General features: G+C 71.6%; 11 protein-coding genes. 7 read left to right on the top strand and 4 right to left on the bottom strand.

Annotated elements, in window-relative coordinates:
• Window positions 1-45: 45 nt before the first annotated feature.
• From AB0P24_RS36535 to AB0P24_RS36520, 4 genes are all read right to left on the bottom strand, one after another.
• A complete protein-coding gene (locus AB0P24_RS36535) occupies window positions 46-1,080 on the bottom strand; it encodes a ketoacyl-ACP synthase III family protein (RefSeq protein ID WP_365801689.1) in 1,035 nt (344 codons plus the stop codon).
• Window positions 1,081-1,112: 32 nt separating this feature from the next.
• Complete coding sequence (cimA, locus tag AB0P24_RS36530) at window positions 1,113-2,744, bottom strand: citramalate synthase (protein WP_365801687.1); 1,632 nt, start codon at window positions 2,742-2,744, stop codon at window positions 1,113-1,115.
• A 176-nt stretch (window positions 2,745-2,920) separates the two neighbouring features.
• Window positions 2,921-4,693: an MFS transporter gene (locus tag AB0P24_RS36525; protein WP_365801685.1), complete on the bottom strand. Its 1,773-nt coding sequence runs from the start codon at window positions 4,691-4,693 to the stop codon at window positions 2,921-2,923.
• Between the two features lie 100 nt (window positions 4,694-4,793).
• A complete protein-coding gene (locus AB0P24_RS36520) occupies window positions 4,794-5,840 on the bottom strand; it encodes a CaiB/BaiF CoA-transferase family protein (protein ID WP_365801683.1) in 1,047 nt (348 codons plus the stop codon).
• A gap of 174 nt (window positions 5,841-6,014) precedes the next feature.
• Here AB0P24_RS36520 and AB0P24_RS36515 point away from each other — a divergent pair, with 174 nt between their 5' ends.
• The 7 genes from AB0P24_RS36515 to AB0P24_RS36485 all read left to right on the top strand — a co-directional run bounded on the left by AB0P24_RS36515 (window position 6,015) and on the right by AB0P24_RS36485 (window position 14,177).
• Window positions 6,015-7,241, top strand: coding sequence for a cytochrome P450 (locus tag AB0P24_RS36515; RefSeq protein WP_365801681.1), 1,227 nt, complete (start codon window positions 6,015-6,017; stop codon window positions 7,239-7,241).
• 73 nt (window positions 7,242-7,314) lie between these two features.
• Window positions 7,315-8,436 (top strand): epoxide hydrolase family protein, encoded by a 1,122-nt coding sequence (locus AB0P24_RS36510; RefSeq protein WP_365801679.1) that lies wholly within the window; start codon window positions 7,315-7,317, stop codon window positions 8,434-8,436.
• Between the two features lie 16 nt (window positions 8,437-8,452).
• Entirely contained in the window at window positions 8,453-9,697 is a 1,245-nt protein-coding gene (locus AB0P24_RS36505; RefSeq protein ID WP_365801677.1) for a cytochrome P450, read from the top strand.
• Window positions 9,694-10,716 (top strand): NADP-dependent oxidoreductase, encoded by a 1,023-nt coding sequence (locus tag AB0P24_RS36500; RefSeq protein ID WP_365801675.1) that lies wholly within the window; start codon window positions 9,694-9,696, stop codon window positions 10,714-10,716. Before AB0P24_RS36505 ends, AB0P24_RS36500 begins: the two co-directional genes overlap by 4 nt.
• 98 nt (window positions 10,717-10,814) lie before the next feature.
• Complete coding sequence (locus AB0P24_RS36495; protein WP_365801673.1) at window positions 10,815-11,921, top strand: winged helix DNA-binding domain-containing protein; 1,107 nt, start codon at window positions 10,815-10,817, stop codon at window positions 11,919-11,921.
• A gap of 319 nt (window positions 11,922-12,240) precedes the next feature.
• Window positions 12,241-13,497 (top strand): sensor histidine kinase, encoded by a 1,257-nt coding sequence (locus tag AB0P24_RS36490; protein ID WP_365801671.1) that lies wholly within the window; start codon window positions 12,241-12,243, stop codon window positions 13,495-13,497.
• A complete protein-coding gene (locus AB0P24_RS36485) occupies window positions 13,494-14,177 on the top strand; it encodes a response regulator transcription factor (RefSeq protein ID WP_365801669.1) in 684 nt (227 codons plus the stop codon). Before AB0P24_RS36490 ends, AB0P24_RS36485 begins: the two co-directional genes overlap by 4 nt.
• Window positions 14,178-14,260: the final 83 nt, after the last annotated feature.

Here is a 14,260-nt window from a genome sequence, read left to right as displayed (position 1 = left end):
GGCATGATTTGCTCAAGCGAAACTGGAGTGCCGGTGGAGCGGCCGCTATCGGGCGGCCCAGTCCGGTCGTTCGAGGATGTCCAGGACGGCACAGCCCCAGCTGTAGCCGGCGCCGACGCTGACCAGGACGCACCGGTCGCCGGGCGCGGCACGCCCCGAGACCAGCAGGTGGTCGAGGCCGGCGAACTGGTCGCCCGCTCCCAGGTGGCCGACCGTCCGGGCGAAGTCCCAGGTGGTGCGGGCGGGATCGATGCCGAACGGCTTGTGGTAGATGGACTGCAGGCGCCGCTGCCCGAAGTGCGGCAGCACCACCCAGTCCGCCTCCAGGAGTTCCGAACCGGCGTCGGCCAACGCCTGTTTGATCACCGTCTGCTGGCCGTTGTGGGCCCGGCTGATCGCGTACGAGATCCCGGTGCGGCCGACGAAGGCACGCTTGGCCTCCTCGAAGTCGACGGGGACGCGGTGGCCGAACGGGGCGCGGGTGAACGGGTCGTCACCGCGGTGCAACGGCTCCAGTTCCGGGTCCGCGTGCAGGGCGAGCGAGACCAGCCGGGCGAATCCAGCGCGCCGGGAGAGCAGCAGCGAGGTGGCGCCGTCGGCGTAGGGGGTGCCGGGGTCGGTGTTCCAGCGGTCGATGCCCGGGGGGCAGAACCGGTCGGCGGTGGTGAGCAGGGCGTCCCCGTGCCCGTGGCCCGCGGTCAGGTAGGCGGTGGCGAGGTCGAGTGCGGTGAGTCCGCCGTTGGACATCTGCCGGATCTCGACGGCCTGGCAGGTGTTGCCCAGCGCCTCGCGCTGGATGTACGAGGCCACCGGCCACAGGTCCTGGCCCTGGTGGTAGGTGTCCGCGTGCAGCAGCAGGTCGATGTCGCCGCCGCGGACGCCTGCCCGCCGCAGGACGGTCCGGGCGGCGGTCGCGGCCATTTCGGCCGCCGACTCCTCGGGCGAGTACGCCACCGACTCCATGCCGGTGGCCGCCGCCACCCGGGGCGGGCAGGCTCCGGAGGCCACGGCATCGGCGACGGTGATGCGGGAGGGAAGCCGCGTGGAGGTTCCCCGTATGTAGACGTCTTCCAGACGCACTGTCACTCCAAGCAACGAGGAAGGGCGGGGTCTCATCCCGTACCGGCGGCAGCCAGCGACGAGGCGTCCTGGACCGGCCCGGGTCCCGGCCGCCGGTCGAGCAGGACGTAGTGGACGGCGTCGAGCAGCGCGCGCCAGCTCGCCGCGACCGTGTTGCCGTCCACGCCCACCGTGCCCCAGCTGCGCTCGCCGTCCCGGTAGGAGATGAGCACCCGGGCCGACGCCCCGCTGCCGGTCTCGCCGCTGAGCACCCGTACCCGGTAGTCGGTGAGTTGCAGCCGGGCCAGGGCCGGGAAGCAGGGGTCGAGTGCGCTGTGCAGCGCGGTGTCCAGGGCGTTGACGGGGCCGTTGCCGTGCCCGGTCGCGGTGAGCCGGCGCCCTTCGACGACCAGCTGCACGGTGGCCTCGGTGCGGACCTCGCCGTCGTGCAGCCCGAGCACCCGTACGGACCACGCCTCGACCTCGAACGGCGGGGGCGGTGGGCCGCCGGCCAGCTCCTCGCGCAGCAGCAGCTCGAAGGAGGCGTCGGCGGACTCGAAGCTGTAGCCGTCGTTCTCCAGCTGCTTCACCCGGGCCGCGGCGCGGGCCACTTCGTCGGAGCCCGCTTCCACCTCGTAGCCCAGTTCGCGGGCTTTGAGCTCGATCGAGGAGCGTCCGCCCATGTCGGAGACGAGGGTGCGCATGGTGCTGCCGACCAGGGCGGGGTCGGTGTGCTGGTAGAGGTTGGGGTCGACCCGCAGCGCGGACGCGTGCAGGCCCGCCTTGTGGGTGAAGGCCGAGGTGCCGACGTAGGGAGCCGCGGTGCGGCCGGGGACCTGGGTCACCTCGGTGACGGCGCGGCCGGTCCGGGCGAGTTCGCGCAGCCTTTCCAGCGGTACGACTTCCCGGCCCCGCTTGAGCACGAGGTTCGCGATGACCGTGAACAGGTCGGCGTTGCCGCACCGCTCGCCGTAGCCGTGCGCGGTGCCCTGGGCGTGGACGGCGCCGGCGTCCACCGCGGCCATGGTGCTGGCGACGGCGCAGCCGGTGTCGTCGTGGCAGTGGATGCCCAGTTGTACGCCGGTCAGGGCGAGGGTCTCGGCGACGACGGACGCCACCTCGTCGGGCAGTGACCCCCCGTTGGTGTCGCACAGCACGACCGTCTCGGCGCCCGCCTCAGCCGCGGTGCGGACGACGGCGAGGGCGTACTCGCGGTTGAGCTGATAGCCGTCGAAGTAGTGCTCCGCGTCGACGAAGACACGCCGGCCCGCGCGCACCAGGTGGCGTACCGTGCCGCCGATCATGGCGATGTTCTCGGCGAGCGTGGTGCGCAGCGCGTGCCGCACATGGCCGGTGTGGCTCTTGGCCACCAGGGTCACCACCGGGGTCTCCGCCTCCAGCAGGGCACGCACCTGCGGGTCGAGCGAGGCGGGGACGCCGGGCCTGCGGGTGGCACCGAACGCGGCCAGCACGGCGTGTTTCAGGTCGAGTTCGGTGCCGGCCCGGCGGAAGAACTCGGTGTCCTTCGGTACGGCCCCGGGCCAGCCCCCCTCGATGAATCCGACGCCGAGTGCGTCGAGCCGGTGTGCGACCGCGAGCTTGTCCTCGACCGTCAGCACCATGCCCTCCTGCTGGGTGCCGTCTCGCAAGGTCGTGTCGTAGAGTTGGAAGCTCTGCTCGGCCATCGCCCCTCCCTGGTCCTGTGTGCGCCGACGGTGACCGGCGACTCGCGGTTGCTTGTCCCACGGTCCGGCGCGGACCCGGAGAACGGCTGGAGCGGCGATGGACCGTGCCCGCAACGGCGAGGCGGGACCGGACGGCCGCTGCCGTCCGGTCCCGCCGTGTACGGGGGCCGGCCGGGTCAGGCCACCTGGGCGGCCGTGCCCGTGCTGTCGTCCGCTTCCCCCGCTTCCTCCTCGGGGGCCTCCAGGCGCATCTGCCGCGGGATGGCGAGCATCAGCAGGAAGGCCACGGCGACGACTCCGCCGAACACCCACAGGGTGGTTTTCAGGCTGTGCGCGAAGGAGGTGCCGTTCGCGTCCTTGGCGTACTCGGCGAGGACCGGGGCCGCCTGCTCGTCCTGGAGCGCGGGAGCGGAGCAGCTCTGCGGAACGATGCCCGGGTCCTTCTCCCGCACCCGGTCGACGGCGCACTCCCGGTAGGCCGCGACGGTCGCGTCCGCCTCACCCGGGGTCAGCTGGGCGGTGGCCACCAACTCCTTGCGGAGCTGTGCGGACTGGTCGTCGATCGCCGTGCCGGTGTTGCCGGCGAGCCCGCCGAAGAAGACCACGCTGACCAGGGCGCCGCCGATGGCGAACCCGAGCTGGGCGTTGGTGTGGACGACGCCGGAGGCGGAGCCCGCGTCCTTCAGCGGCACCTCGGAGATGACGATCTGCGGCAGCGGCGCCGCGATCAGGCCGAAGCCCAGACCGACCAGGAGCATCGGGACCACGAGCTGCCAGGACCCGATACCGCTGCCGTAGTGGCCCGCGGCCCACAGGAAGCTCAGCGCACCGAGGACGGTGACGACCGCGCCGACCTGCAGGACCTTCCTGCCGAACTTGGGGACCAGGGCCACCATCGCGGCCGACGAGGTGAGGAAGGCACCGATGCAGAACGGAAGGCTGGTGAGGCCCGCCCGCATCGGCGACCAGCCGAGGCCGACCTGCATGTAGACGGTCCAGCCGATGTTGAACATGCCGATGCCGATGTAGAAGGCGAGGTTGACGCCGAGGCCCGACGAGAAGCTGCGGATCCGGAACAGCGCCAGTTCGATCAGCGGGGAGCCGTCCAGGCGGGTCTTGTGCTTCTGCCACAGGATGAAGGCCGTCAGTACCGGCACCGACGCCGCCATCGACACGAAGCCCCACAGTGGCCAGCCCAGTTCGCGGCCCTGGAGGAGCGGGAAGATCAGCAGCAGCAGACCGACGGTGGCCAGGGCGACGCCCCGGACGTCGAGCTTGAGGGCGTGCGGCGCCTTGGACTCGCGGATCACGCGAGGGGCGTAGATCAGGCCGGCGACGCCGACCGGAATGTTGATCAGGAAGATGAGCCGCCAGTCGAGGCCGAACAGGTCCCACTCGGCCAGCGGGCCGCCCGCGCCCATGCCGACGGCCGCGGCCAGCCCCGCCACCCCGCCGTACATCGCGAAGGCGCCGGCCCGTTCCTTGGCCGAGAAGGTGACGTGGATGATGGCCAGGATCTGCGGCACCATGATGCCGGCGAAGGCACCCTGGATCATCCGGCAGGCCACCAACTGCCATGGCTCCTGGGCGAGTCCGGCGCCCAGGGAGGCCAGTGTGAAGCCGGCGACCCCGACCAGGAACATGCGTTTGCGGCCGTAGATGTCACCGAGTCGCCCGCCGAGGATCAGCATGAGGGCGAAGCTGAGCTGGTAGCCCACCAGAACCCACTGGATGACGGAGTAGCCGCCGCCGAGCCCGTGCTGGATGACCGGTGCGGCCACGTTCGCGATGGTCCCGTCCAGCATGTCCATGAAGGCGGCGACCAGCAGCACCAGCAGGGCCAGCCATCGCTTCGGGTCGGGCGGCGCCGCGCCGGTCGGCGTGTCCGCCGTGTCGTCCCTTGTCACCTCCGTCTCGGTGGACGGAACCTGCTCGGAGGAAATGGCCATGGTGTACCTCTCAGATCTTGGGGGGGGACCGGGGTAGTCGTCGGGGATTCCGCACGCGCCCGGACAGCCTTGGACCATGGGCTTCACACAGTGCCCGTGGTCAGTGGAGTCTCGCTGGAGCGCGCAGGAAGCGCGGGGCCACGGCGGCGGGTCCGCTTCCGCGTGCCTGGTGGTGCGGGTGAAAGGCGGCTTCCGCGACGCTCAGCACCGGTGTCACGCACGCTTCGGTGCCCTCGAACAGCTGAGCCCAGTGCTCCCGGTTCCGCCGGACGAAGTGGTTCGCGAACTTTCGCCTCAGGGCAGGCCAGTTGAGCGGGTCGTTCCGGTCGGGCAGTGATTCCCCGTCGATCCCGAGCCCCTGAAGCAGCGCCGCGTAGAAACGTTCTTCCAGCGCTCCGACGGCCACATGTCCGCCGTCGGCGCACGCGTAGCAGGTGTAGAACGGCGCCCCGCCGTCCAGCAGGTTCGCGCCCCGCTCGTGCTGCCACTGGCCGGCCGCGGACATGCCGACGAGCATGCCGAGCATCGCGCCCACGCCGTCCACGACGGCGGCGTCGACGACCTGTCCGCGACCGGTCCGCTGCCTTTCGTACAGGGCCGCGAGGACGCCGGCGACCAGGAACATCGAGCCGCCGGCGAAGTCGCCCAGGAAGTTCACCGGGACGACGGGGGGACCGCCGGCCTCGCCGATGGCGTACAACGCGCCCGTGAGCGCCAGGTAGTTGATGTCGTGCCCGGGGGTCGAGGCCAGCGGCCCGTCCTGCCCCCAGCCCGTCATCCGGGCGTAGACGAGGGCGGGGTTGCGTTCCAGGCACACGTCGGGGCCGACGCCGAGGCGCTCCGCCACTCCCGGGCGGAAGCCCTCGACCAGGATGTCGGCGTCCGCCACGAGGTCCAGGACCTCGGCGACGCCTTCCGGTCTCTTCAGGTCCAGTGCCCTGCTGTGCCGCCCGCGGTCCAGGATCCGGTGCCACTGCGCGAACGAGCGGCGGCCGTCGGCCCGGTCGACCCGGATCACCTCGGCCCCGAGGTCGGCGAGCATCATGCAGGCGAAGGGGCCGGGCCCGATCGCCGCCAGTTCGACCACCTTCAGCCCGTTCAGCGGCCCGGTCCCGGTTGTCCGTCCCTCAGTCGGTGCGATGCCCATTGCGGGAGGTTAGGAAGCCGCGCCGGAGTTGTGCTGGGACCACGCTCGAGCCCCGCTCGGGGCCCGAAGAGGCCGCCGGTGTCCGGGGCCCGGCTCCAGCGGTGTGCGAGCACGCGCTGGCACCGTGCGACGGGAAGTTCGTGCTGTCCGATTCCCCATGAGGAAGGAATCACTGTGACAACCAGCGCTACGGAGCCGGGCACCGCCGAGGCGGGGACCAGCACGTTCCCCTACCGGCGGCAGTGCCCGTTCACTCCGCCGAAGGAGTACACGGAGATCGTCGAGAAGGACGTCTCCCAGGTCACGCTCACCGGGTCGGGTCTGCGGATCTGGACGGTCGCCGGCTACGAGACCATCCGGCAACTGCTCACCGACCCACGGGTCAGCGCGTCGCGCAGGCACGCGAACTTCCCCTTCTACTTCGTCGCCCCGCCGGAGTACCGGACCGAGACCTCCTTCATCGGCTACGACGGGAAGGCGCACAGCGACACCCGCCGCAAGGCCGCGCTGACCTTCACCAGCCGCCAGGTACGGCGGTTGCGGCCGCGGATCGAGGAGATCGTCGACGACCACCTCGACAGGCTGCTGGCGATGACGCCCGTCGTCGACTTCCACCACGCGTTCTCGCTGCCCGTGCCGATGACCGTGATCTGCGAGCTGCTCGGCATCCCGCAGGACCGGCACGAGTTCTTCATCAGGCACGGCACGGCGCTGCTCGGCGGCCACAGTTCCACCGAGGAGCGGCAGGCCGCCATCGTCGAGGTGAACGCGTACGTCAACGACCTCATCCAGCTGAAGAAGGCGGAGCCGGGCGAGGATCTGCTCAGCCGGGCGATGGCCGACTACGAGGCGTCCGGCGAGGAGTACACCGACCGCGACCTGTTCAACATGGTCCGACTGCTGATGAACGGCGGGCACGAGACCACGGCCAGCCAGATCTCGCTGGGCACCGCGTGTCTGCTGGAGAACCCGGACCAGCTCGCCCTGCTCCTCGCCGACCCGTCACTGGTCAAGCCCGCCGTCGAGGAACTGGTGCGCTTCGCGACCATCGGTGACACCGCGGTCCCCCGGGTCGCCCTGGAGGACATCGAGATCGGCGGTCAGGTCATCCGCAAGGGCGACGGCATCCTCTGCCTCGGTCTCGCCGCGAACCGGGACCCGGAGGTCTTCCCGGACCCGGAGAAGCTCGACATCACCCGCGGCAGCCGCAAGCACCTCGGCTTCGGGCACGGCGTGCACCACTGCATCGGCGCGGACCTCGCCCGGCTGGAGCTGGAGATCGTGTGGAGCAAGCTGTTCCAGCGCATCCCGACCCTCCGACTCGCCAAGCCCTTCCTCGAGATACCCCGCAAGGAGGGCGCGGTCATCTACGGGCTGTGGGAGCTGCCGGTCAAGTGGTGAGTTCGACCCGTGCTCGAGCCGGCGTCCGTAGCGTTCCGTGGCACAGAGCCGCGGCAGTCCAGGAGGAAGACGTATGAGCACGGCACTCACACCCTTCCGGGTCGAGTTCCCCGAAGCGGACCTCGCCGATCTCCGCGACCGGCTGGCCCGGACCCGCTGGCCCGACCGGGAGACCGTCGGCGACTGGTCGCAGGGCGTACCGCTCGGCTACCTCCAGGAGCTCGCCGCGTACTGGCGCGACACGTACGACTGGCGGGCGGCCGAAGCGCGGCTGAACACGCTGCCCCAGTTCCGTACCGAGATCGACGGGCTGGGGATCCACTTCCTGCACGTACGGTCGAGGCACGCGAACGCCAAACCGCTGCTGCTCAGTCACGGCTGGCCGGGATCGGTCGTCGAGTTCCTCGACATCATCGGCCCGCTGACCGACCCCGAGGATCCGGCCGACGCCTTCCACGTGGTCTGCCCGTCGCTGCCGGGCTTCGCCTTCAGCGACAAGCCGGCCACCGCCGGCTGGACCGTGGAGCGCACGGCCGCCGCCTGGGCCGCGCTGATGAACCGGCTCGGCTACGAGAGGTACGCGGCGCACGGCACCGACTGGGGTTCCTTCCTGACCGGAATCCTGGGCGAGACGGAGGCGGACCACCTTCTGGGCATCCACCTGGCGATGCCCTTCGCCAGGCCGCCGCAGGAGCAGGTGGAGCTGGACGCCCGCGATCTGGCCGGCCTCGCCGCGCTCAAGGACTTCCAGACCAACGAGGGCGCCTACTCCGTACTCCAGGCGACCCGTCCGCAGACCCTCGGGTACGGCCTGGCCGACTCCCCCGCGGGCCAGCTGGCCTGGATGATCGAGAAGTACTGGGCGTGGAGCGACCACGACGGCGACGTGGAGAAGGTGATCGACCGTGACCGGCTGCTGGACGCGGTGACCCTCGCCTGGCTGGCCGGCACCGGCGCCTCCTCCGCCCGGATCTACTGGGAGAGCCACAACAAGATGGCACTCGGGCGCGTCGATGTGCCGACCGCCTGCTCAGTGTTCCCCAAGGACGCCCGGATGCCGCGCGCCTGGTGCGAACACCGCTTCACCGATCTGCGCCGCTGGACCGATCACGAGCGCGGCGGACACTTCCCGGCGCTGGAACAGCCGGAGCTGCTCGTCGACGAGCTCCGTTCCTTCTTCCGCCCGCTGACCTGAGTCTGGAGGCTTGGCCATGACCGCCCGAACGTCCGGGGAGAGCTCAGAGCTGCCCGAATTCCCTTTCCCGGGTACGAGTTACCGGGGGCCCGATCCGGTCTTCACCCGGCTGCGCACGGAACGGCCCGTCGTGCGTGTGCGGTGGACCGGAGGCGGTCATGCCTGGCTGGTGACGCGCCATGAGGATGTCAAACAGGTGCTGGACGACACCCGTTTCAGCAGAGCGGCCTCGTACGCACCGGACGCCCCGAAGTTCAGCGGGCTGTTCCAGGCCCCGCCCGGAATGATCATCTCGCTCGATCCGCCGGACCACACCAGGCTGCGGGTCCTGGCCGAGCAGGCCTTCTCCGCGGCTCGGATCGAGGGCATGCGGCCCCGGGTGCGCGAGCTGGCGGGACGGCTGCTGGACACGCTGGACAAGGAGTCGGACGGCGGCCCGGTGGATCTCGTGGAGGGCTTCGCCGCTCCGCTGGCCATGGCGGTCATCTGTGAGCTGCTGGGTGTGCCGGAGCGGGACCGGGACCAGTTCCTCACCTGGGTGCGGCAGTTCGCCGACGTGTCGGGCCCTGAGGAGCTGGCCGTCGAGGGCCGGGAGAATCTCGGCGCCTACATCGCCGGGCTGGTCGCGGGCAAGCAGGCCGAACCGGCCGACGACGTGCTCTCCGCGCTGATCGCCGCCCGCGACGGCGAGGACCGGCTCAGCTTCGAGGAACTGGTCGGGCTCGGCTACACCTTGCTGGGCGGCGGATACGACTCGTCCGCGGGCCAGATCTCCAACTTCACGTTGACCCTGCTCGAGCACCATCCCGACTTCTGGCGGCGGCTCGGCGAACATCCCGAGGACATCCCCGGGGCCCTCGAAGAGCTGCTCCGTACCGTGAACCTGACGGCGAACGACACCTCCGGCCTGCCGCGCATCGCCACCGAGGACGTGACGGTCGCCGGCGTGACCATCCCCGCCGGGGACGCCGTGTTCCTCGCCTTCGCCTCCGCCAACCGCGACGGTGCTGTCTTCACCGACCCCGAGACGACGGACTTCGGCCGCACCGACAACCCCCATCTGGCCTTCGGCCACGGCATCCACCACTGCCTGGGTGCTCCGCTGGCACGGGTCGAGCTCGCCGTGGCGCTCGAGGAGCTGACCGCCCGCTATCCCGACGCCCGGGTGGCCGTACCGGAGAGCGAGCTGCTGTGGAGGGTCGGCGACGTGAACCACAACCTGGTCAGCCTCCCCGTTCATCTGCAAAGGAGCACCACATGAGCAGCGTCCGGCTTCCGTCCGTCAGCAGGGAGATCCGCCTGGCGGCCTATCCCGGCGCCGAGGTCACCCTCGAGCACTTCGAGTACGGCGAGTCGGCGCTGTCCGAGCCGGCCGAGGGCCAGGTCGTCGTACGCAACGACTGGATGACCCTGGGCTCGGTCGCCCGCGACCAGATGAATCCCGACACGAAGCTGCCGATACCGGTCTTCCAGCCGGGCGTCGCCATGTGGGGCCGTACCGTCGGCACGGTGGTCCGCTCGAACAGCGAGGCGCTCGCCGTCGGCGATCTCGTGGAGCACTTCTCCGGCTGGCGCGAGTACGCCGTCGGCCCCGCCCACGAGTTCTACCGGCGTGACCGCGCCCTGCTGCCCGGTGCCGAGTACTTCCTGTCCCAGGGGCCCACCGCCTGGCACGGCATGGTCGGCACGGCGGGCGTGCGCGAGGGCGACACGGTGTTCGTGTCCGGGGCGACCAACGGCGTCGGCGCGCTGGCCGGGCAGATCGCCAGGCTGTGCGGTGCCAAGCGGGTCATCGGCAGCACGGGCTCCAAGTCGAAGATCGACTTCCTGGTCGAGGAGCTCGGCTTCGACGCCGCCTTCGACTACCACGAGGGCCCCGTGGCACAGCGGTTGGCCGAGCTGGCCCCGGACGGTCTCGACGTCGTCTTCGACAATGTCGGCGGGGAGCAGTTCGAGGCCGCCGTCCAGCTCGCGGCGCGGGGTGCCCGCTTCGCGCTGTGCGGTGCGCTGTCCGGCCAGCACGGCGGGGGTGACGGGGGCAGTCCTCGGCTGCCGCTGATGTCCGCCATCACCAAGGACCTCACGCTGCGCGGCTTCGCCACCCTGCACACCCCGGACCAGATCGAGGAGTGGAACGCCCGGTTCAGCACCTGGCTGAAAGAGGGGAGCATCGTCTTCCCGCACACGGTCGTCGAGGGCGGGGTCGCGGAACTGCCGCAGGCGTTCCTGGACCTGCTCGCCCGGAAGTACAGCGGCACCGTGCTGGTCAGGATGAGCTGAGGACCGGCTCGGAGCCGCGGTGGTGCCCCGGGTTGCGGCCCGGGGCACCACCGTCTTTGTTGTCGGTACGGGGAATTGGCGCGAGAAAGGAACACCGCATGGCGACAGGAGACCCGGACGTGCTGGACCGGCGGACGCTCAACCGAAGCCTGCTGGCCCGTCAACTGCTCGTCGAACGCTCGGCGATGTCCGCGGCGCAGGCGATCGGGCATCTGGTCGGCATGCAGGCCCAGGCGCCCAACCCGCCCTACATCGGGCTGTGGACCCGGCTCGCGGGTTTCCGTGTCGACGACCTGGCCGGCCTGGTCAAGAGCCGTGAGGTGGTCAGGCTGGTCCTGATGCGCGGCACGATCCACCTGGTGACGGCTCAGGACTGCCTGGCCCTGCGGCCCGTGCTCCGGGGCGCCCTGGAGCAGGGGCTCAAGGGCACCTTCGGCCGCAAGCTCGAAGGGATCGACCCCGCGGAAGTGGCCGCGCTGGGGCGCGAGTCGGTCGAGAAGGAGCCCCTGACCCTGGGCGGACTCGGCTCTGTGCTCGCCGAGCGCTGGCCGGACCGGGACCCCTTCGCCCTGGCCAACGTGGTACGCAACCTGGTGCCGCTCGTGCAGGTGCCGCCGCGGGGTCTGTGGGGCGAGAGCGGGCAGGCCGTACACACGACCGCCGAGTCCTGGCTCGGCCGGCCGCTCGCGACCGCCGTCGCACCGGACACCATGGTCGAGCGCTATCTGGCCGCCTTCGGTCCGGCCACCGTCAAGGACATCCAGGCCTGGTCCGGCATGACCAGGCTCGCCGACGCCGTACAGCGGCTCAGGCCCCGGCTGCGCAGCTTCCGCGACGAGAACGGGCTGGAACTGGTCGATCTCCTCGACGCTCCGCTGCCCGACGCGGACACCCCTGTTCCGGTGCGGTTCCTGCCCGAGTTCGACAACATCCTGCTGTCCCACGCCGATCGCGCCCGCATCCTCGCGGAGGAACAGCGCAAGCTGGTCTTCACCCGCAACGGCCTGATCAAGTCGACGTTCCTCGTCGACGGCTTCGTCAGCGGGCTGTGGCGGATCGAGCAGCAGCGGAAGGCGGCGACCCTCGTCCTGGAACCCTTCCGACCGCTGCGCAGACAGGACCGGGACGCCCTCGCGGCCGAGGGCGTCGAACTGCTCGCCTTCGCCGCGGCCTCCGCCACCACCCGCGACATCCGCTTCGGGTGAGGGAGCGCACCTCCGGGCCTGCGCACACACGGAGAGGGGGAGCGGCCGGTTCCGGCCGCGCCCCCACGCCCTGCCCCGGGGGGGCAATTGTACCCAAGCCGGTCCGGCAGTAAAAACACCACCGCCCTGGTGGCCACAAAACCGGCGCCCCCCCCCCCCCCCCGGCGCCCCCCCCCCCCCCCCCGGGGGGGGGGGGGGGGGGCGGGGGGGGGCGGGGGGGGGGGGGGGGGCGCCCCCCCCCCCCCCCCCCCGGGACGGTGCCCGCAGCGGGCCGAACCGGCGGTTCCGGCCCGCCCGCACCGGCCGTACTGTTCACGTCGTGAGCACTCTCGAAAGAGCCCGCTGCAGAGCCGGCGCTCATCCACTCGCCGTGGACGCGGTCATCGCCGCGGGCGCCCTCGTCTGCATGGCCGTGAGCTCTTTCGCCGCTCCGCACGGCGCCCGGGGCGTCGCCTGGGGCATCCGCACCCCCGCCCCCCTCAGCCTCGTCCTGATGACGCTGGCCGCCGCGGCCCTCGTCTTCCGCCGCCGCGCCGCGAAGACGGTCCTGGCCGTCACCGGCGCCGCCTCCGTGCTGGAGTGCGTCCTCGGCGACCCCCGCGCCCCCGTCGCGATGGCGGCCGTGATCGCCCTGTTCACCGTCGCCGCCACCACCGACCGCCGCACCACCCTGCGGGCCGGGCTGCTCACCATGACCGTGCTGACCACCGCGGCGATGGTCGCGGGGCCCCTGCCGTGGTACGCCCAGGAGAACCTCGCGATCTTCGCCTGGACCGGCATCGGCGCCACCGCCGGGGACGCCGTCCGCAGCCGGCGCGCCGTCGTCCAGGCCATCCGCGAGCGCGCCGAGCGCGCCGAGCGGACCCGCGAGGAGGAGGCCCGCCGCCGGGTCGCCGAGGAACGGCTGCGGATCGCCCGGGACCTGCACGACGTCGTCGCCCACCACATCGCCCTGGTCAACGTGCAGGCGGGAGTCGCCGCGCACGTCATGGACAAGCGGCCCGACCAGGCCAAGGAGGCCCTCGGGCACGTCCGCGAGGCCAGCCGCTCCGCGCTGAACGAGCTGCGGGCCACCGTCGGCCTGCTCCGCCAGTCAGGCGACCCCGAGGCGCCGACCGAACCCGCCCCCGGCCTGCACCTCCTGGAGGAACTCGCCGACACCTTCCGCAACGCCGGCCTCCAGGTCGAGGTCGCCCGCGCCGACCAGGGCGCCGCCCCGCCCGCAGCCGTCGACCTGGCCGCCTACCGGATCATCCAGGAGGCACTGACCAACGTGCAGAAACACGCCGGCCCCGCTGCCAGGGCCGAGGTCAGCGTCGTACGCGTCGGACCGCGCATCGAGGTCACCGTCCTCGACGACGGCCCCGGCGAGGACACCGCCCCCGAGGCCGGCGGCGGCCACGGCCTGCTCGGCATGCGCGAGCGCGTCACCGCCCTGCGCGGCACCCTCACCACCGGCCCCCGCTACGGCGGCGGCTTCCGCGTCCATGCGATCCTGCCGGTCAAGACCGACACCGACGACCGTACGAGCGGTCGTACGAGGGACCGTACGGCCGCGCTGGGGGATTCCGCATGACGATCCGTGTCCTGCTCGCCGACGACCAGGCACTGCTGCGCAGCGCCTTCCGGGTGCTCGTCGACTCCGAGTCCGACATGGAGGTGGTCGGCGAGGCCTCCGACGGCGCGGAGGCGGTGCGGCTGACCAAGGAGCGCGAGGCCGACGTCGTCCTGATGGACATCCGGATGCCGGGCACGGACGGACTGGCCGCCACCCGGCTCATCAGCGCCGACCCCTCCCTCACCCACGTCCGGGTCGTGATCCTGACGACCTTCGAGGTCGACGACTACGTCGTCCAGGCGTTGCGCGCGGGCGCCTCCGGCTTCCTCGGCAAGGGCAGCGAACCAGAGGAACTCCTCAGCGCCATCCGCCTGGCCGCCGACGGCGAGGCGCTGCTCTCCCCGGCGGCCACCAAGGGCCTGATCGCCCGCTTCCTCGCCCAGGGCGACATCGGCGACGCCGGCCGCGACCCGGCCCGCTCCGAGCGGCTCGACGCGCTCACCTCCCGGGAGCGCGAGGTCCTGGTCCAGGTCGCCGGCGGGCACTCCAACGACGAGATCGCCGAACGCCTCGAAGTCAGCCCGCTGACCGTGAAGACGCACGTCAACCGGGCCATGGCCAAGCTGGGCGCACGGGACCGGGCGCAGCTCGTGGTGATCGCGTACGAGTCCGGACTGGTCCGCCCGAGGATGGACTGACCTCCACCCGGGCGTACTGCGGCGGGAGTAGGAGCCGGACCGGGGAACGGCACCCAGGGCCTACGTGAGCAGGGCCTTCGATG

Source organism: Streptomyces sp. NPDC086519 (assembly GCF_040686075.1).
Lineage (GTDB): Bacteria > Actinomycetota > Actinomycetes > Streptomycetales > Streptomycetaceae > Streptomyces > Streptomyces shenzhenensis.
This window is presented reverse-complemented; position numbering and strand designations above follow the sequence as displayed.

Coding starts and splice junctions, on each gene's coding strand:
- AB0P24_RS36500 (WP_365801675.1), top strand. CDS start 9,694: ATGAGCAGCGTCCGGCTTCCGTCCGTCAGCAGGGAGATCCGCCTGGCG.
- AB0P24_RS36495 (WP_365801673.1), top strand. CDS start 10,815: ATGGCGACAGGAGACCCGGACGTGCTGGACCGGCGGACGCTCAACCGA.
- AB0P24_RS36485 (WP_365801669.1), top strand. CDS start 13,494: ATGACGATCCGTGTCCTGCTCGCCGACGACCAGGCACTGCTGCGCAGC.
- AB0P24_RS36520 (WP_365801683.1), bottom strand. CDS start 5,840: ATGGGCATCGCACCGACTGAGGGACGGACAACCGGGACCGGGCCGCTG.
- AB0P24_RS36510 (WP_365801679.1), top strand. CDS start 7,315: ATGAGCACGGCACTCACACCCTTCCGGGTCGAGTTCCCCGAAGCGGAC.
- AB0P24_RS36505 (WP_365801677.1), top strand. CDS start 8,453: ATGACCGCCCGAACGTCCGGGGAGAGCTCAGAGCTGCCCGAATTCCCT.
- cimA (WP_365801687.1), bottom strand. CDS start 2,744: ATGGCCGAGCAGAGCTTCCAACTCTACGACACGACCTTGCGAGACGGC.
- AB0P24_RS36525 (WP_365801685.1), bottom strand. CDS start 4,693: ATGGCCATTTCCTCCGAGCAGGTTCCGTCCACCGAGACGGAGGTGACA.